We start from the raw sequence: 18,701 nt of genomic DNA, 5'->3' as shown, positions 1-18,701 counted from the left end.
CTCTAATGTAAACCACATTGACTGAAATTCATTCAGTCATCTCCGTTACAATGGCGAGACTTTTTCCTAAGCGGATGTTGTTGTGCCATTACTTACTATTACCACTATCTTGTGGGCATTTTCATTCAGCCTGATTGGCGAATATCTGGCAGGTCAGGTTGATAGCTGGTTTTCTGCGATGTTCCGTCTGACAGCGGCGGCGGTGGTGTTTTTGCCGTTTTTACGCTTTCGAGGCTATGCGCCACGTGTCATTTTCTTGTATCTGTTAGTGGGTGCTTGCCAACTGGGTATCATGTACCTGTTCGTCTTCCAGGCCTACCTGTACCTGACCGTACCTGAGTTTTTACTCTTTACGGTGATGACGCCGCTGTATGTCACGCTGATTTATGATTTGCTTGCCCGGCAGCGTCTGCGCTGGGGCTATGTCATGAGCGCTCTGCTGGCGGTATTCGGCGCAGCCGTGATCCACTATCACGGTGTGAGTGAGCATTTCTGGTGGGGATTCCTGCTGGTGCAGGCGGCTAACGTCTGTTTTGCCGCAGGTCAGGTTGGCTATAAGCGCCTGATGGAACTCTATCCCGTACCGCAGCACTGTGCATTTTCCTGGTTTTATCTGGGCGCGGCGATCGTGACGATAACCGCGTGGCTGTTCTTCGGCAATCTGGATAAATTACCCACCACAACTTTGCAGTGGGGCGTACTGCTCTGGTTGGGGATTGGTGCTTCCGGCCTGGGTTATTTTATGTGGAACTACGGCGCAACCCAGGTGGATGCCGTAACGCTTAGCATAATGAATAACTTCCATGTGCCAGCTGGCCTCTTGGTCAATTTTGCTATCTGGCATAAAACGCCAGACTGGCTGAGCTTTATCGTGGGGACGATAATTATCACGTCCTCACTGTGGGTACACCAGCGTTGGGTCGTGAAGCGTCCTTCACAAACGGTAAGTGCTCACAAGCGTGCTGACGCGCCGAACGAATAAACGCATCAATCACCGGTTGGCGCTGTTCTCCGTCACGGACGGCGGCGTACAACCGGCTCCAAAGTCCATCCCCCAGTGATTTGGTTACAATCAGTCCCTGACGCTCGAAGCTTTCCACTACCCAGTGCGGTAGCGCGGCGATGCCCATGCGGGCAGCGACCATCTGAATCAGCAGCAGCGTGTTGTCCACGCTTTTCAGCGTAGGACTGACACCTGCCGGCTGCAAAAAGTGACGCCAGACATCCAGTCGCTGCCGCTGTACCGGATAGATCATCAGGGTCTCGGCGGTAAAATCCTCCGGTTCGATTTTCTCTTTTCCCGCCAGCGGATGGTCAGGAGCCAGCACTAGTCTGACTTCAAAATCAAACAGAGGCGAATAGTGTAGGCCACTGCGCGGCATGATGTCGGAAGTCATCACCAGATCCAACTCGCCTTGCTGGAGCGCTGGCTGAGGATCGAACGTCACGCCCGATTTAAAATCCATCACCACCTGCGGCCAGTGCTGATGGAACTCGTCTAGCGCAGGTGTCAGCCACTGAATACAGCTATGGCACTCAATGGCCAGACGCAGCGTGGTCTGGTGCGGCGCATGACAATCCTGCAACGCCTGCTGGATTTGCGGTAACACCTGCTCTGCCAACTGCAACAGAATTTCTCCCTGAGGCGTAAAGCGCAGCGGCTGGCTTTTACGTACGAATAGCCTGAACCCAAGGCGCTGTTCCAGATCGCTGAACTGGTGGGATAACGCCGATTGAGTTTGGTGAAGTGCAGCGGCAGCGGCGGCTAACGATCCGGTATTGCGCAGTGCTTGCAGCGTTCGCAGGTGTTTGAATTCGATCATGAGAGTCCTTCACAGTGACAGTGAATAAATTGCGCTTGTAGTTACTACACTACCTGCGGATTATGGATGTGTAAACATCTGGACGGCTAAATGAGGAATTAACGATGGCGATTGTGAATCATACACTGGGTTTTCCGCGCGTTGGATTACGTCGTGAACTGAAAAAAGCGCAGGAAAGCTACTGGGCAGGTAACGCGACACAGGAAGCGTTGCTGACCGTTGGACGTGAGCTGCGTGCGCGTCATTGGCAACAACAGAAGGATGCTGGTGTTGATCTGCTGCCAGTGGGTGATTTCGCCTGGTACGATCATGTACTGACCACCAGTCTGCTACTGGGTAATGTACCTGCACGTCATCAGAATGAAGACGGCTCGGTCGATCTGGATACGCTGTTCCGTATTGGCCGTGGACGTGCGCCAACCGGTCAGCCTGCCGCTGCGGCTGAAATGACCAAATGGTTTAACACAAACTATCACTATATGGTGCCGGAATTCACCAAAGGGCAGCAGTTCAAGCTGACCTGGACACAACTGCTGGATGAAGTTGATGAAGCATTGGCGCTGGGCCATAACGTGAAGCCTGTTCTGTTAGGCCCGGTTACCTATCTGTGGCTGGGTAAAGTGAAAGGTGAGCAGTTTGACCGTCTGTCGCTGCTGCAGGATATTCTGCCCGTTTACCAGCAGGTGTTGGCTGAGCTGGCGAAACGCGGGATTGAGTGGGTGCAGATCGATGAACCTGCGCTGGCGCTGGAACTGCCGCAAGCGTGGCTGGCCGCGTTTAAATCGGCTTACGATGCGTTGCAAGGTCAGGTGAAACTGCTGCTGACGACCTATTTCGATAGCGTGAGCCAGAATCTGGAAACGATCAAAGTGCTGCCGGTTCAGGGGCTGCATATCGATCTGGTTCACGGTAAGGATGATGCCGCGACGCTGAGCGCCCAACTGCCTGCTAACTGGGTGCTGTCTCTGGGGGTGGTTAATGGCCGTAACGTATGGCGCGCCGATCTGAGCAACTGGTTCGAGCGTCTGCAACCGCTGGTGGGAACGCGCGATCTGTGGCTGGGCAGCTCATGCTCGCTGCTGCATAGCCCGATTGATCTGAGCGTGGAAGTGCGTCTGGATGATGAAGTGAAGAGCTGGTTTGCCTTTGCGATTCAGAAATGTGCGGAGCTGTCACTGTTGTCTCAGGCACTGAATAGCGGCAACGGTCAGGCACTGGAAGCCTACAGCGCGCCGATTCGCGCCCGCCGTACCTCAACGCGAGTGAATAACGCCGACGTTGCGCAGCGTCTGGCAGCCGTTACCGCACAGGACAGCCAGCGTCAGAATGTGTACTCGGTGCGTGCAGATGCTCAGCGCGAGCGCTTTAATCTGCCAGCATGGCCGACGACCACGATCGGCTCTTTCCCGCAGACCACTGAAATTCGCGGCCTCCGTCTGGATTTCAAACAGGGGCGTCTGGATAGCAATAACTATCGCACCGGTATTGCCGAGCACATTAAGCAAGCGGTGGTTGAGCAGGAGCGTCTGGGTTTGGACGTGCTGGTGCACGGTGAAGCCGAGCGTAACGACATGGTGGAGTACTTCGGTGAGCATCTGGATGGGTTTATCTTCACCCAGAATGGCTGGGTGCAGAGCTACGGTTCTCGCTGTGTGAAGCCGCCTGTCATCATTGGTGATGTGAGCCGTCCAGAAGCGATCACCGTTGAGTGGGCGAAATACGCGCAGTCCCTGACCGACAAGCCGATGAAAGGCATGCTGACCGGTCCGGTGACTATCCTGTGCTGGTCGTTCCCGCGTGAAGACGTTACGCGTGAAACCATTGCTAAACAGATTGCACTGGCGCTGCGTGATGAAGTGGCAGATTTGGAAGCCGCAGGTATTGGCATCATCCAGATTGACGAACCGGCGTTGCGTGAAGGTCTGCCGCTGCACCGTTCTGACTGGGACGCGTATCTGACCTGGGCAGTGGATGCTTTCCGCCTGAATGCCGCCGTGGCGAAAGATGATACGCAGATCCATACCCACATGTGTTATTGCGAGTTCAACGACATCATGGATTCTATCGCCGCGCTGGATGCCGATGTGATTACGATTGAAACCTCTCGTTCCGATATGGAATTGCTGGAGTCGTTTGAAGAATTCGAATACCCGAATGAAATTGGCCCCGGCGTTTATGATATCCACTCCCCGAACGTACCGAGCGTGGAATGGATGGAGGCGTTGCTGAAGAAAGCGGCACAGCGTATTCCCGCTGAGCGTCTGTGGGTGAATCCGGATTGCGGTTTGAAAACCCGCGGCTGGACAGAAACGCGTCAGGCTCTGGCGAACATGGTTCAGGCCGCGCAGCGTCTGCGTGAAACCCAGTAAGGTTTAATTGCTGATGAAATCAGGGAGGCGATGGCCTCCCTGATTTTTTCATGTGTTATGCAGAGTAAATATGATTTTTTCTCTTGTTATTTAGCTTGTGATGCTTTATCAGGAAATATTCTCATCTCTTTATTTTTAATAACCAATATGTCTGGCTATTCTTTTATGTAATTGAAGTGTTATTTGTGTTAATTATCGGTTGTTTTATCTGTGATTTTTCCGATCGAAACTTAATTTTTGATAGTTGATATCTATTTATCGTATATTTTTGAATGATTTAAACGATCAATTTGTAAAGTTCAGAAACATGTTGCCGATAAAAAGGGATAACACAGGAGCGGCCATGGCTGCATGAGTCCGGAGAGGGAAGACCATTATTATCACCTCCATCCCGTCTTTGCGGTCTTGTCAGTTGTATTTGTAGCATTGTTAGATTTATTTCCACTTTCGCACCTCAACACCCGAGGGAAACTATTTGATTTTTGATAGCGCCTCTCATGCTGAGAGCGTGCGTAAAAATGCCTGCCTCAAGGTATCTCTGGCGCGTCAGAAGGTTTTTCCCCTTCCGACCGTCAATCATTCTCCGCCCTGTGGTTCCATCAAGCTGCGACATGTGCGCAATTGACATTGCTATGCATTACCTAAAAGGAGTGAGACATGAGTTTAGTGAATTGGCGTATTGGCTATCGACTGGGAGCCGGATTTGCCGCCCTGATTTTAATGCTGTTTATTGTGAGCGCTTTTTCCCTGTCTAAGTTATCCGGTTTCCAGGATAGTGCCAGAAGTATCGTGAAAGACGTTTACCCACAAACTGTTGATTCCAATGATCTCATCGATAATGTGAACGGCATTCTGGTGGTGTATCAGCGGCTGATGCTGGTTTCAGGTAACGATAAAATCAAGGAAAACGTCGATCGCGTGAATACGTTCCGCCAGGAGATTGGCCGTCTGTTGGATAAGCTGGAAGGGCAGACTGTTGAAGAACGTTCGGTCGCTCAGTTGCGTGCTATTCGCGGCATCCGTACAGAATTTTTGAAGTCTGGTGACAAAATTATCAGCGAAGTGGTAGCAGGCAATCGGGACGCAGCGATTGAGGAGTTCAACAACAACCTGAATGTCATCCAGCGTCAGTACCGTGATGCGGTAGGAAAACTGGTTAATTATCAGGATGATGCAATGGATTCCTCTGTTGAAGCGATGGCTGAGGTATACAGCGAGACCCGTATTATTCTGTTGCTTATTTTGGTGCTGGGTGCCGTATTTGGGGCATTGATTGCCTGGTCAATTACGCGCAGTGTAACCCGACCGATACAGCAGGCTTTGCAAGTGGCAGATAGAGTGGCACAGGGCGACCTGACCTCGAACATCACTGTTACCAGCAAAGATGAAACCGGATTGCTGCTGCAATCGTTGGATCACATGAACACCAGCCTGAGCACGATTGTCGGGCAGGTACGTGATGGGGCAGAAACCATCTCGACGGCAGCCTCGCAAATCGCCGCAGGTAATCAGGATCTGTCCGCCCGGACTGAAGAACAGGCCAGCTCGTTGGAAGAAACCGCAGCGTCGATGGAACAGTTGACGTCTACCATTAAAAACACGGCGGAGAACACCCAGCAGGCGACGGATATTGCCAATAAAGCCTCTGGTGCGGCGAAGCAAAGCGGCGACGTGATGGTTTCTGTGACGCAGAAAATGCGCGGCATTCGCGACTCATCCCAGCGTATGGCGGAGATCATTGGTGTGATTGACGGCATTGCCTTCCAGACCAATATTCTGGCGCTGAACGCGGCGGTTGAAGCTGCACGTGCGGGTGAGCAAGGTCGCGGCTTTGCGGTGGTGGCAGGGGAAGTGCGTTCTTTGGCACAGCGTAGTGCGACCGCCGCACGGGAGATCAAGGATTTGATCGACGACTCCGTGAGCAAAATTCAGGAAGGCATGTCGCTGGTGGATACTGCCGAAGAAACCATGGGAGGTTTAACGGGCTATGTGCGCGATGTGAATGATATTATCAGCGAGATTTCGCAGGCTAGCCGTGAACAGAGTGATGGAATTAATCAGATGAATCTCGCGGTTGGGCAGATTGATACCACGACCCAGCAGAACGCGGCTCTGGTTGAAGAATCGGCCTCTGCTGCCTTGTCTCTGCAAGCACAGGCTTCCGTTCTGGTCGAGGCGGTAAGCGCCTTTAAGCTTTCGTCTAATGGTAACGGTAAAACGGCATCTTATGCACCGGTGCCAACACGTACGCCAGCGCTGTCTTTAGCGCCCTCGGTGGCAAAAGATCAGGGTAACAACGGAGACTGGACGTCGTTCTAAGGCCGTCCACCTCTGTCACACGTTAAAACGCCGTCGTTTTCTGAACTGCACCCCTACTCGTTGGGTGTCCAACTTTTGGGGTGCAGTTCATTTTCCGTGGCGTTTTAACGCGGTGATAAAAAAGAAAATAGTGTGATGGCGTTACGCCACGCCGTTTTTCTGGAACCATGCCAGCATACGCCGCCAGCCATCTTGTGCGGATTCTTCATGGTAGCTGGGGCGGTAATCGGCATGAAAAGCATGACCGGCATCGGGGTAGACGATGATATCTGCCGCCGCATTGGCCGCACGCAGCGCCTGCCGCATCGTATCGACCTGTCCCAATGGAATCCCTTCGTCTTTCGCACCGTACAACCCCAGTACCGGGGCTTCTAATTCCGTTGCGACATCGACCGGATGTTTAGGGCTATTCAGCGTTTTCTCACCCGTACACTTGCCGTACCAGGCAACGGCCGCCTTGAGTTGCGGGTTGTGTGCGGCGTAGAGCCAGGTGATGCGTCCGCCCCAACAGAAACCCGTTATTGCCAGCTTACTCGCGTCCCCACCCTGTTTAATCGCCCAGTTGGCCGAGTGATCGAGATCGGATAGCACCTGCGTATCGGGTACCTTATAAACCAGCTCGGTCAGGATCCGCTGAATGTCGTTATAGTGGCTGGGGTCGCCCTGACGGAAATACAGCTCTGGCGCAATGGCCATATAGCCCTGTTTGGCCAGCCTGCGGCAAACGTCCTGAATGTGTTGATGAACGCCGAAAATCTCCTGCACCACCAGAACGATAGGGAGCGGCTTGTCATGGTTCGCCGGTCTGGCGATATACGCGGGGAGCTGCTCACCCTGAGAAGAAATGGTGGTTTCACTGGCAATGATGCCGACAGAATCCGTGGTAATGATCGAGGAGCTCTGCGGTTCCACTGCCGGGGATAGACCCTGAGGAAGATGTTTGAAGGTTGTCTGTTCATCAGTCTTCATTACGCGCGCTCCTGTTATCGGGCTGTTCTTATGGGAAAGAGGGATTCCAGAACATTGATGATAAATACTATCAATGATTAAAGCATCTACACTAGAAGACGATTAATCGACAAAAATGAATTCCTTACCTGATAAATAGTGATGTTAATCACATATTTTATGTATGTTGATGTTTGTTTCTTTTTTATAGGTGATTCTCATCACTTAAAAAGACGTAGTGATGCGCTAGAGTCTTTTTATTAAACGGATGCTTATGGACTAATGCCGATCGTTTAAGAATCGAGATACCGGGGGCTACCATGGTGCGAGGTATCCCAGCGGGAGCCTCATCACCGTGTTTCCCCCTATAAAATGCAAACGCATTTTAAATGCCACGTGTGGCAGTCCGTCAGGGCGAGCACAGGAACTGGGCGAATAAATCCAGTCTTAAGTGAACAGCGTTACGTTTATAGACCGCGTTTATGGGGCGTCCGGCGCGATTTCTCTGAATACCCACTTGATTGCCCGGGAGGCAGTTATGTCTACATCTGATGTGTTCCATCTTGGTCTGGTCAAGAACGATTTACAGGGCGCGACGCTGGCTATCGTCCCCGGCGATCCTGAGCGTGTTGAAAAAATTGCTCGCCTGATGGATAACCCGGTACATCTGGCATCACACCGTGAATTTACATCCTGGCGTGCGGAACTGGACGGCAAGGCAGTGATTGTTTGCTCGACCGGCATTGGCGGCCCGTCAACGTCAATCGCGGTAGAAGAATTGGCACAGCTCGGCATCCGTACTTTTCTGCGCGTCGGCACCACCGGGGCGATTCAGCCTGGGATCAACGTCGGTGATGTGTTAGTGACCACCGCCGCTGTCCGTCTTGACGGGGCGAGCCTGCACTTCGCGCCGATGGAATTCCCGGCTGTCGCGGATTTCGGTTGTACCACCGCGCTGGTGGAAGCGGCAAAAGCCTCGGGAGCGGCGCTGCACGTGGGCATCACCGCGTCTTCCGATACGTTCTATCCGGGTCAGGAGCGCTATGACACCTTCTCTGGGCGTGTTGTGCGTCGCTTCCGCGGTTCTATGGAAGAATGGCAAAGTATGGGCGTGCTGAACTATGAAATGGAATCCGCCACGCTGCTGACCATGTGCGCCAGTCAGGGGTTAAAAGCGGGCATGATCGCTGGAATTATCGTGAACCGTACCCAGCAGGAAATTCCTGACGTGGCGACCATGAAACTGGCCGAAACCACGGTGATTAAGGTGTTGCTGGATGCGACTCGCCGTTTGTTAGCGGCTGAATAAGCGCAATATTGATGATATTTTGGGCTGGTCATCGCAGAGGCCAGCCCTTATCCTAATCACTTGTTCTGGTTTATTGGGTTAACCTGCGACATGCTCTACGTGTGTAATACGGTTGCCTTGCTCGCCTTTCAACCTCGCAAGGAGATGTATGACCGAACCAACGTTGCTTCATCCCTCTTTATTACCGCTGGACGGCGGAATCAACTTCCGCGATTTAGGCGGCAACCGCGCTGCTGACGGGCGGCTTATCCGACACGGCAAACTTTTTCGCTCTGGCTCACTGGATCTGCTGAGTCAGGCTGACTGTGAACATCTTGCGGGCGTGCCTATTTCCCACGTGGTGGATTATCGGGATGCCGATGAAATTGCGCAGAAGCCCGATGTATTGTGGGCAGGTGCGACCTATCACGCTTACCCTGCCAACCCATTGCGCCATGAAGTGACGGCCAATCTGGACTCGCTGGGGTCTGATGTGCTGGCGGCGTTTGATTCCCGGGCGTTTATGCTGGAGCTTTATCGCCGTTTGCCTTTCAATAATTCAGCCTATAAACAGCTGGTGTCGCTGCTATTACAGCCGGGTGAGGGCGGGCTGGTACAGCACTGCGCGGTGGGTAAAGATCGTACGGGTATCGGCTCGGCGCTGGTGATGTTTGCGCTGGGGGCGGATGAACAGACGGTGATGGAAGATTACCTGCTTACGGACACGACGCTGACGCCATTCCGCCAGCAACTGCTGACGCATTTGTCGGCAACGCTGAATGAGAAAGCGTTGGGACAGTTCTCTTATGTGCTGTCAGTGCAGGAAGAATTCATCGTGACGGCGTTGCAGGCCATCTACGAACGACACGGTTCGATTGATAGCTGGCTTGAGGTGGAATACGGTCTGGATAATCGTGCGCGGAACTATTTGCAGGATAAATATTTGGCGTGAGGTTTTCTTCATATTATTGGCGAATCGATTAAAGGCCGGTCAGTTGACCGGCCTTTATTTTTACTGCTCGCGCAATTAACCCGTATTACGCATACCCGCGGCGACACCGGCGATGGTCACCATCAGCGCCAGCTCCAGATCGGCATCTGGCTGCTCCTGCTGACGCGAGCGATGCAGCAGTTCAGCCTGCAACACGTTCAGGGGGTCGGTATAGACGTTACGCAAGGCGATCGACTCGGCGATCCACGGCAGATCTGCCATCAGGTGATCGTCGTTGGAAATAGCCAGTACGATGTTGATGTCGGCGGCCAACTGGTCGCGGAGCTGTTTCCCTAACGGCCACAGTTTTTCTTCAACCAGGCGCTGATCGTAATACTCCGCCAGCCACAGGTCGGCTTTGGCGAACACCATCTCCAGCATGCCGATACGCGTCGAGAAGAACGGCCAGTCGCGACACATCTCTTCCAACTGTTCTTGTTTGCCGTCATCCACCACTTTCTGCAAACCGGCACCCGCACCGAGCCACGCAGGCAGCATCAAACGGTTCTGCGTCCAGGCGAAAATCCACGGAATAGCTCGCAGGCTTTCCACGCCGCCGTTCGGGCGACGTTTGGCCGGGCGTGATCCCAACGGCAGTTTACCCAGTTCCAGTTCCGGCGTCGCGGCGCGGAAGTAAGGGACGAAATCCGGGTTCTCACGCACGTATCCACGGTACATATCGCAGGACACGCGGGACAGCTCATCCATCACCTCATGCCATTCCTGTTTTGGCTCCGGTGGCGGCAACAGGTTCGCTTCCAAAATCGCACCGGTATATAGTGCCAGACTGCTGATGGTGACTTCTGGCAGGCCATATTTAAAGCGGATCATCTCGCCTTGCTCGGTCACGCGCAGGCCACCTTTCAGGCTGCCCGGCGGTTGTGACAGCAGCGCGGCATGAGCCGGTGCGCCACCGCGACCGATGGAACCGCCGCGTCCGTGGAACAGCGTCAATGCGATACCGGCTTTCTCACAGGTTTTGATCAGCGCGTCCTGTGCGCGGTACTGTGCCCAAGAGGCTGCCATCACGCCCGCGTCTTTCGCGGAGTCGGAATAGCCGATCATGACCATCTGTTTGCCTTGGATAAAGCCGCGATACCAGTCGATGCTCAGCAATTGCGTCATGACATCATCGGCGTTGTTCAGGTCGTCCAGCGTTTCAAACAGCGGCGCGACCGGCAGGGCAAACGGGCAGCCTGCTTCTTTGAGCAGCAGGTGAACGGCCAGCACGTCGGAAGGCGTGCGCGCCATTGAAATAACGTAAGCGGCGATAGAGCCCTGCGGTGCTTTGGCGATGACCCGACAGGTATCCAGCACTTCTTTGGTATCTGCGCTCGGTGCCCAGTAGCGTGGCAGGAGCGGGCGTTTGGAACTGAGTTCGCGAATCAGGAAGGCCTGCTTGTCGGACTCTGACCAGCTTTCGTAGTCGCCCAGACCCAGATAGCGGGTAATCTCAGCCAGCGCTTCAGTGTGGCGAGTGCTCTCCTGACGGACATCGATGCGCACCAACGGCACACCGAAGCAACGTACGCGACGCAGCGTATCCAGCAGGCTGCCGTCGGCGATAATGCCCATGCCGCAGGCTTTCAGAGACTGGTAGCAGGCGTGAAGCGGTTCCCAGAGTTGCTCGTTGGTAAGCAGCAAATCTTTGGGCGGTAGACGTTCTTCACCGGTCAGACGCGCTTCCAGATAGCTCAGTGTGCTGCTCAACTGTGAACGCAGTGATTTCATGATGGCGCGGTACGGTTCCTGCACCTCGCTGCCACCGGCCAGCTCCAGCAGCTCCGGCGTACATTCGGACATCGACAGTTCGGAAACCAGCACCTGAATATCGCGCAGGAACAGGTCGGCGGCCTTCCAGCGGCTGAGTAGCAGAACATGGCGAGTCACTTCCGCCGTGACGTTTGGGTTACCGTCGCGGTCGCCACCCATCCAGGAGGTAAAGCGCACCGGAACAGCGTCAACGGGCAGACGGTAGCCGAAGGCCTGCTCCAGTTGTTCATCCAACTCGCGTAAAAACGCGGGTACGCCTTCCCACAGGCTGTTTTCCACCACGGCGAAGCCCCATTTGGCTTCATCTACCGGGGTAGGGCGAATTTTACGGATCTCATCGGTATGCCAGGACTGGGCGATCAACTGGCGCAGACGGCGCATGATCTGATTACGTTCATAATCAGCCAGATCGTTATGGTCGAGCTGCTTGAGGCAGGTATTCACTTCCACTAGCTTGTGGATCAGTGTCCGACGGGTAATTTCGGTTGGGTGTGCGGTCAGCACCAGTTCGATCGACAGCGATTCCACGGCATCGCGGATATCTCGCTCGGTCAGATCTTTACTTTCTTTCAGGCGCTCAAAGGCGCTGGAAAGCTGTGCCGGGTTGCTCGCTGCCTCACCGTGCGGTGAAATCGTATGATATTGCTCAGCGGTATTGGTCAGGTTAAGGAACTGGCTGAATGCGCGGGCAACGGGCAACAGTTCATCGTTAGACAGGTTTTGCAGCGTGGTCAGCAGCTCCTGACGATGTTTTTCATTACCTGCGCGGGAAGACTTTGACAGCTTGCGGATTGTTTCGACTTTATCAAGGATATTTTCACCCAGCGCTTCCTTGATGGTGTCGCCGAGCAGTTTGCCGAGCATACTGACGTTACTGCGCATTGCGGAATATTGTTCGTTCATAGTTACCCTGACCCATCCCTACCATTTTTGTAAGTTTATTTCACTTGACATATTTTGACGCACTGCCTCCATCTAGCCACGATAAGGCGGGTTCGTCAATTGACGATTCTTTCTTCTCCTTATTCTTTGTACTTGCATTAAGGCGGGCTTGGCAATTTGTGAAATTTAATTACAGGGGCGCGGATATTAGGATAGCTAATTAGGGAGGGGGATGGCGGGGCGCAACGGCCCCGCGAGTGCGGTTACGACTGTTTGGAGGCTCTGACAACCAGGATGTAGGTCAGCGTGAAGGAAAGCACGATAGCGATGGCCATGCCGGAAACGGCGTAGCTAAAGTACGGGCCGATATAGGCCGGCAGGCTGAAAATACTCGACAAGATGTAGCCATACAGCCGGACACCGAAGTACGCGATAAAGGCCGAGGCGATGGAGCTGGCAACGGTGGCGGAGATAAACGCTTTTTTATACTTGGTCAGTACGCCGAAGAGTGCAGGTTCGGTAATACCGAGCAGCGCAGACACCCCAGCAGAGAGCACGACGGATTTGTCCTGACGGGTTTTGGCATGGAAGTAGATGGCAAACGTGGAACCCGCAATCGCCATATTAGCCATACACATCATTGGCATCAGCATATCAAAGCCCTGATTGCTGAAATTTTGCAGCGCGATTGGCGTCATCGCGTGATGCATGCCAGTCAGGATAGCGACAGGCCGAATCGCACCGACCACGAAACCAGCAAAAATAGACGACACATCGAACAGGCTCTGAATAAACAGCGCCAGCAGTTTACCGAGATAAATCCCGAATGGCCCGATAATGGTGAGCGACACCAGTGCGGCGATAAACAGCGTCAGCGTTGGGGTAAATACGGTTTTCAGCACCGAAGGCATGATGCGGTCGACCCAACGATGGATATAGCTCAGTGCCAGCACGGAGAAAATCACTGGGATGACGCTAGCAGCATAATTGAACACCGGAATGGGTAGCACACCCATGAAGTAAAAGGCGCTGACCGCATTAGGGCTATTGCTGGCTAGAGCCTTCGCCGCTTCTATCAATGACGGGTACATCAGGCAGGCTGCAACGGCCGCTGCCAGATATTCGCTTGTTTTAAATATCCTGGCTGCGGAGATGGCGAGGAAGAAAGGTAAGAAATAGAACACACCGCTGGCGATCAGGTCGAGGACGATCACGGTATCGGTTTTGGCAGAGACCACTTTCAAGGCAATCAGCCCTGCCAGCAGCCCTTTGATCATCCCTGCGCCAGCGATGGCGGGAACGATTGGGCCGAACACACCGGAAACCGTATCCATGAACAGCGAAATCAGCCCCTTCTTCTGCTTCTGTACGTCTGGCTGCGATGTCGTTGTAGGCGAAAGCTGGGCGTTCAGCAGTTCGTAATACTCATTGACCTGTGGCCCGATAATAATCTGAAACTGTTCACTCTGGTGTTGCGCACCTAATATACCGGGCAGATTTTTGATCGCCTCGGTTTGCACTTTACTTTCATCAATTAAATCAAACCGCAACCGCGTCATACAGTGCCAGGCTTTATTAATGTTTTCGTTTCCACCAACCAGTTTAATGATTGACTGAATAACGTCATTTTTTCCCATGGAATAAACCCCCAACATGACCTTATGTTATTTTTGGCCGAATTATTTCCTCAGATAGTAAAATCTTAAAAAATAAAAAACAAACCAATAAAACATGAGGTTCATCACACGATTAGCCTGTAATGGGGTGTTTATTGCCATTATTCAATAATTGGTCTGGTTTTTTTGTTAATTCGATGGCTTTTCCAAACCAAAATAATTATTTTAAATAAGAGATTTACAATAAAAGAAAAAATAAGTAGAAAACAAAAAAGAAACTGATTTTTAGACTGCATCTTTGCCGGTTATCGCTATTCCGGAAAATGCGTCGGAGGATATTTTTGTGTTACCGACAATCATTACTGACATTGAATGTCTTGTTACTCGCCCTGACCGCCATAATTTAGTGACGGTGGTGGTTTACACAGATAAGGGCGTCACGGGTTATGGCTGTGCGACCTTCCAGCAGCGCCCGCTGGCCGTAAAAGCGATGGTCGACGAGTACCTCAAACCGCTTCTGCTCGGGCGAGATGCTAACCATATCGAAGATCTGTGGCACATGATGATGGTTAACGCCTACTGGCGTAACGGGCCGGTGATCAACAATGCGGTAGCGGGCGTCGATATGGCGCTGTGGGACATCAAGGGCAAGCTGGCGGATATGCCGCTTTATCACCTGTTTGGTGGGAAATCCCGCGATGCGATCGCGGCCTACAGTCATGCTGCCAGCGATACGCTGGACGGGCTGTATCAGGAAGTAGAACGGCTGTATGCGCAGGGCTATCGTCATATCCGCTGTCAGTTAGGGTTCTATGGTGGCAATTCTGACGCGCTGCACAGTACGCGCCAGCCAACGGAGGGAGCCTATTACGATCAGGATCAGTACATGGCTAACACGATCGCCATGTTCCGTGCGCTGCGCGAGAAATACGGCGATCGCTTCCACATCCTGCATGATGTTCATGAGCGCCTGTTCCCGAATCAGGCCGTGCAGTTCGCCAAAGCAGTAGAAGCCTATCGTCCCTATTTCATCGAAGATATTTTGCCGCCTGCGCAAAACGAGTGGCTGGCGCAGATCCGCAGCCAGAGCGCGGTGCCGCTGGCGACGGGCGAGCTATTTAATAATCCTGCCGAGTGGCAGAATCTGGTGATTAACCGGCAGATTGATTTCATTCGCTGCCATGTCTCACAGATTGGCGGGATTACACCTGCGCTGAAGCTGGGTGCGTTCTGTCAGAACTTTGGTGTTCGGCTGGCGTGGCATTGCCCACCTGATATGACGCCTATCGGCGCGGCGGTCAACATTCACCTCAATATCCACCTGCACAATGCCGCCATTCAGGAGTTTGTCGCTTACCCGGAAAATACCCGCAAGGTCTTCCCGCAGGCGGTAGAACCGGAGAAGGGCTATCTGTATCCGATTGAGCGCCCCGGCATTGGTGTCGGGATCGATCTGGACGCGGCGCGGCAGTTCCCCGTCGTCTATCGTCCGCACGAATGGACACAGAGCCGCCTGCCTGATGGCACGATGCATACGCCCTAAGTCAGCGTCACGGCGACTGGCGGAAGGTTAGGTTATCGAGGTTTAAGGGGATGACGTAGGTACAGGTGTAGTTGATGTCGATAATATCGCTCGATTCGTACACGCGACCGCCCTGTAAAATACCGCGATTAAGAATATGCATCGCGGCCGTGCCTTTCTTGCAGTCCAGCAGCTCAGCCTGAGCTTTGGTGACGTTAACTGCCTGATAATGTGTCAGGTAGTGTGAAATCGCATAGCCCTTGCTGAGCACATACTGCTGAATAGAACCTTCAATAATCTTCTGATTCATCTCTGGGAAATCCGCAGCGGGCATTTTCGATATTTCGATCTGTACCTTGCGGTTATCAACGTAGCGTAATCGACTGAATTCCCAGATAAATTCACTGTCGCCGATCGCAAATACCTGTTGTTCTTCCCGAGTCGGCAGGCGCTTATGCAGGCTGAGCAGACGGAATGAAATCTGATTAAATTTCTTTTCGGTAATCGAGTTATACACCAGCGGGTTGCTGCGTACGCCCTGATTAATGAAGTTGCCTGAGCCCTGCACCATATGGATCGCGCCGATGCTGGCGAGTTTTTCCAATGCCTGACGAATGGTGAAGCGCGACACGCCGTATTCTTCCGCCAACTGACGTTCCGGCGGCAGCTTTTCCGGCAGTGGGTCGGTGTGCTGATAGATTTTGCTCAGTAAATCCTGCGCGATGAAATCTTTCTTTTTCATGGACTGTCTCAAAATAGCCCTGCCAGCGTCGCTGACAAGGCCGTTTGCGTCGGATCAGTGGTGGCAGAAGTGATGAATCACCTGCGAAATCAGCTCCCGCGTCGGCTTGATAAACTTGGTATCAATATATTCATCCGGCTGGTGCGCCTGTTCGATCGATCCCGGCCCCAGAACCAGCGTCGGGCACAGTGTCTGAATAAACGGTGCTTCGGTGCAGTAGTTCACGATTTCCGTTTTCGTCCCCAGCAGCTTCTCTACGACTGACACCAGACGGTGATCGGGCGGGCACTCATAGCCGGGAATCGGCGGATGCAGTTCGCTGATGGTTAACCGACCCGGCCAGCGCTGGCTGACAGGTTCAAGCGCTTCTGACAGCAGCCCATCCAGATCGTTAAGTGTAATGCCCGGCAGCGGGCGAATATCCATATGCAGTTCACAGCAGCCGCAGATGCGGTTAGCAGCATCGCCGCCGTGAATGTGGCCGAGGTTCATGGTGGGGTGAGGGATGTGGAAAATCGGGTTGTGATAGCGTTCCTGTAGGGTGTTGCGCAGCACCAGCAGGTGGGAAATCGCTTCGTGCATCAGCTCAATCGCATTCACACCGCGTGAAGGATCGCTGGAGTGACCGGACTGCCCCTGAATACGGATCGCGTTGGACATATGGCCCTTGTGGGCGCGCACTGGTTGCAGCGAGGTTGGCTCGCCGATGATGGCGCAGTCCGGGCGAATCTGTGTGGATTCGGAGAAATACTTGGCGCCGGCCATCGTCGTTTCTTCATCGGCTGTCGCTAAAATATAGAGTGGCTTTGTCAGCCTGGTCGGATCGATGTCGCGCAAGGCATCAAGAATAAAGGCAAAGAACCCTTTCATATCCGCGGTACCCAGGCCGTACAGCTTATTGTCGTGTTCGGTTAGTGTGAAAGGATCGCGCGTCCAGCGGCCATCGTCGAAGGGGACGGTATCGGTATGCCCTGCCAACAATAAACCGCCTTTTCCTTCACCAATTCGCGCCAGCATATTAAATTTATTGAGGGTGCCGGGAACTGGCTGGACTTCAACATGGAAGCCGAGATCGCCGAACCAGCCTGCCAGCAGGTTGATTAACGTCTGATTACTTTGATCGAGCGCGCTGTCGGTGGCACTGATGGACGGTGTAGCGATTAGTGCCCGATATAGCTCAATAAAAGGGGGTAAATTCATCTTCACTGTTGACAGCCTCTGGTTAGGATAGTATCAATATTCATGCATTTATTGTGAATAAAAATACAATAACGCGCGGTGAAAGGAAACCCAAAGGTACGGCGATGGCGATTCGTCACTTTCACTGAGCTTCGCGGGTGAACTGCGTACCGACGCTGGTGAGCCCTGTTACCTGTTCCATAGATAAGTAAGAAGGTATACGGATCCCATGCTGAATACGCTGATTGTTGGTGCAAGTGGTTATACCGGCGCGGAGCTTGCGCTCTACCTGAACCGTCACCCACAGATGAACATAACCGCTTTGATGGTTTCTGCGCAAAGTGTCGATGCAGGAAAATTGATTTCTGATTTACATCCGCAGCTCAAAGGCATCATTGATGTACCGGTAAAACCGCTGACCGATTCTGAAGAAGCGGCGAAAGGTGTGGATGTCGTGTTTCTGGCGACCGACCACAAAGTCAGCCACGATCTGGCCCCTGTTTTTCTGGCGGCAGGCTGCACCGTTTTTGATTTGTCCGGCGCGTTTCGCGTGCAGGATGCCGAATTTTATCGTCGCTATTATGGTTTTGAGCATCAGCACCCTGACTGGCTGGCAAAAGCGGTTTATGGGCTGGCCGAATGGCGTGCTGAAAGCGTAAAACAGGCACAGCTGGTTGCCGTGCCGGGGTGTTATCCCACGGCTGCGCAGTTGGCGCTGAAGCCGCTGCTGGATGCACAACTGCTGAATCCGGCACAGTGGCCAGTGATTAATGCCGTGAGCGGCGTGAGCGGGGCAGGGCGTAAAGCGTCGCTGACCAGCAGCTTCTGTGAAGTTAGCCTGCAACCCTACGGCATTTTCAACCACCGCCATGAACCTGAAATTTCAACGCACCTCGGCACGCCAGTGATCTTCACGCCGCATTTGGGCAACTTCGCTCGCGGTATTCTGGAAACCATCACCTGCCGCCTGCAACCGGGCGTTACGCAGCAGGATGTCGCCGAAGCCTACCACAATGCCTATCACGATAAGCCACTGGTACGCCTGTATGATAAGGGCGTTCCGGCGCTGAAATCCGTTGTCGGCCTGCCGTTCTGCGATATCGGTTTCTCCGTTGACGGTGAGCACCTGATCGTCGTGGCGACCGAAGATAACTTGCTGAAAGGCGCAGCGGCACAGGCTGTGCAATGCATGAACATTCGTTTTGGTTTCCCTGAAACCCAATCGTTAATTTAATGACTACTGGTCCCG

At 53.2% G+C, this 18,701-nt stretch carries 13 protein-coding genes; 7 read left to right on the top strand and 6 right to left on the bottom strand.

Annotation, left to right across the window (positions count from 1 at the left end):
- The first annotated feature begins 82 nt into the window (after positions 1-82).
- Positions 83-982, top strand: coding sequence for a carboxylate/amino acid/amine transporter (locus tag O1Q74_RS19170; RefSeq protein WP_271875078.1), 900 nt, complete (start codon positions 83-85; stop codon positions 980-982).
- Here O1Q74_RS19170 and metR read toward each other — a convergent pair.
- Entirely contained in the window at positions 888-1,823 is a 936-nt protein-coding gene (metR, locus tag O1Q74_RS19165) for an HTH-type transcriptional regulator MetR (protein WP_271875077.1), read from the bottom strand. The two genes, O1Q74_RS19170 and metR, sit on opposite strands and share 95 nt — an antisense overlap.
- Before the next feature lie 104 nt (positions 1,824-1,927).
- Between metR and metE the strand changes: the two genes are divergently transcribed.
- Both metE and O1Q74_RS19155 read left to right on the top strand, forming a co-directional pair.
- The gene (gene metE / locus O1Q74_RS19160; RefSeq protein ID WP_271875076.1) at positions 1,928-4,192 is read left to right on the top strand and encodes a 5-methyltetrahydropteroyltriglutamate--homocysteine S-methyltransferase; all 2,265 of its coding nucleotides are present in this window, start codon (positions 1,928-1,930) and stop codon (positions 4,190-4,192) included.
- 657 nt (positions 4,193-4,849) lie between these two features.
- A complete protein-coding gene (locus tag O1Q74_RS19155) occupies positions 4,850-6,511 on the top strand; it encodes a methyl-accepting chemotaxis protein (protein ID WP_271875075.1) in 1,662 nt (553 codons plus the stop codon).
- Between the two features lie 141 nt (positions 6,512-6,652).
- On the opposite strand, the gene O1Q74_RS19150 is transcribed toward O1Q74_RS19155, so the two are convergent.
- On the bottom strand, positions 6,653-7,480 hold the full coding sequence (locus O1Q74_RS19150) for a dienelactone hydrolase family protein (RefSeq protein ID WP_271875074.1): 828 nt from the start codon (positions 7,478-7,480) through the stop codon (positions 6,653-6,655).
- A gap of 517 nt (positions 7,481-7,997) precedes the next feature.
- On the opposite strand from O1Q74_RS19150, the gene udp reads away from it, so the two are divergent.
- Both udp and O1Q74_RS19140 read left to right on the top strand, forming a co-directional pair.
- Positions 7,998-8,768, top strand: coding sequence for a uridine phosphorylase (udp, locus tag O1Q74_RS19145; RefSeq protein WP_271875073.1), 771 nt, complete (start codon positions 7,998-8,000; stop codon positions 8,766-8,768).
- Positions 8,769-8,916: 148 nt separating this feature from the next.
- Positions 8,917-9,699: a tyrosine-protein phosphatase gene (locus O1Q74_RS19140; RefSeq protein ID WP_271875072.1), complete on the top strand. Its 783-nt coding sequence runs from the start codon at positions 8,917-8,919 to the stop codon at positions 9,697-9,699.
- Between the two features lie 75 nt (positions 9,700-9,774).
- Here O1Q74_RS19140 and ppc read toward each other — a convergent pair whose 3' ends face one another.
- Together ppc and O1Q74_RS19130 are read right to left on the bottom strand one after the other, a co-directional pair.
- Complete coding sequence (gene ppc / locus O1Q74_RS19135; protein WP_271875071.1) at positions 9,775-12,414, bottom strand: phosphoenolpyruvate carboxylase; 2,640 nt, start codon at positions 12,412-12,414, stop codon at positions 9,775-9,777.
- 242 nt (positions 12,415-12,656) lie between these two features.
- Positions 12,657-14,030, bottom strand: a complete 1,374-nt coding sequence (locus O1Q74_RS19130) for a PTS transporter subunit EIIC (protein WP_271875070.1) — start codon at positions 14,028-14,030, stop codon at positions 12,657-12,659.
- A 322-nt stretch (positions 14,031-14,352) separates the two neighbouring features.
- Between O1Q74_RS19130 and O1Q74_RS19125 the strand changes: the two genes are divergently transcribed.
- Positions 14,353-15,552: a starvation-sensing protein RspA gene (locus O1Q74_RS19125; RefSeq protein WP_271875069.1), complete on the top strand. Its 1,200-nt coding sequence runs from the start codon at positions 14,353-14,355 to the stop codon at positions 15,550-15,552.
- A 7-nt stretch (positions 15,553-15,559) separates the two neighbouring features.
- Here O1Q74_RS19125 and O1Q74_RS19120 read toward each other — a convergent pair whose 3' ends face one another.
- Both O1Q74_RS19120 and argE read right to left on the bottom strand, forming a co-directional pair.
- Entirely contained in the window at positions 15,560-16,273 is a 714-nt protein-coding gene (locus tag O1Q74_RS19120) for a GntR family transcriptional regulator (RefSeq protein WP_271875068.1), read from the bottom strand.
- Positions 16,274-16,327: 54 nt separating this feature from the next.
- A complete protein-coding gene (gene argE, locus O1Q74_RS19115) occupies positions 16,328-17,479 on the bottom strand; it encodes an acetylornithine deacetylase (protein ID WP_271875067.1) in 1,152 nt (383 codons plus the stop codon).
- A gap of 202 nt (positions 17,480-17,681) precedes the next feature.
- On the opposite strand from argE, the gene argC reads away from it, so the two are divergent.
- A complete protein-coding gene (argC, locus tag O1Q74_RS19110) occupies positions 17,682-18,686 on the top strand; it encodes an N-acetyl-gamma-glutamyl-phosphate reductase (RefSeq protein ID WP_271875066.1) in 1,005 nt (334 codons plus the stop codon).
- Positions 18,687-18,701: the final 15 nt, after the last annotated feature.

The organism is Pectobacterium sp. A5351, assembly GCF_028335745.1.
Lineage (GTDB): Bacteria > Pseudomonadota > Gammaproteobacteria > Enterobacterales > Enterobacteriaceae > Pectobacterium.
Note: the sequence above shows the minus strand (reverse complement) of the source record. Positions and strands in the feature narration are given on the sequence as shown.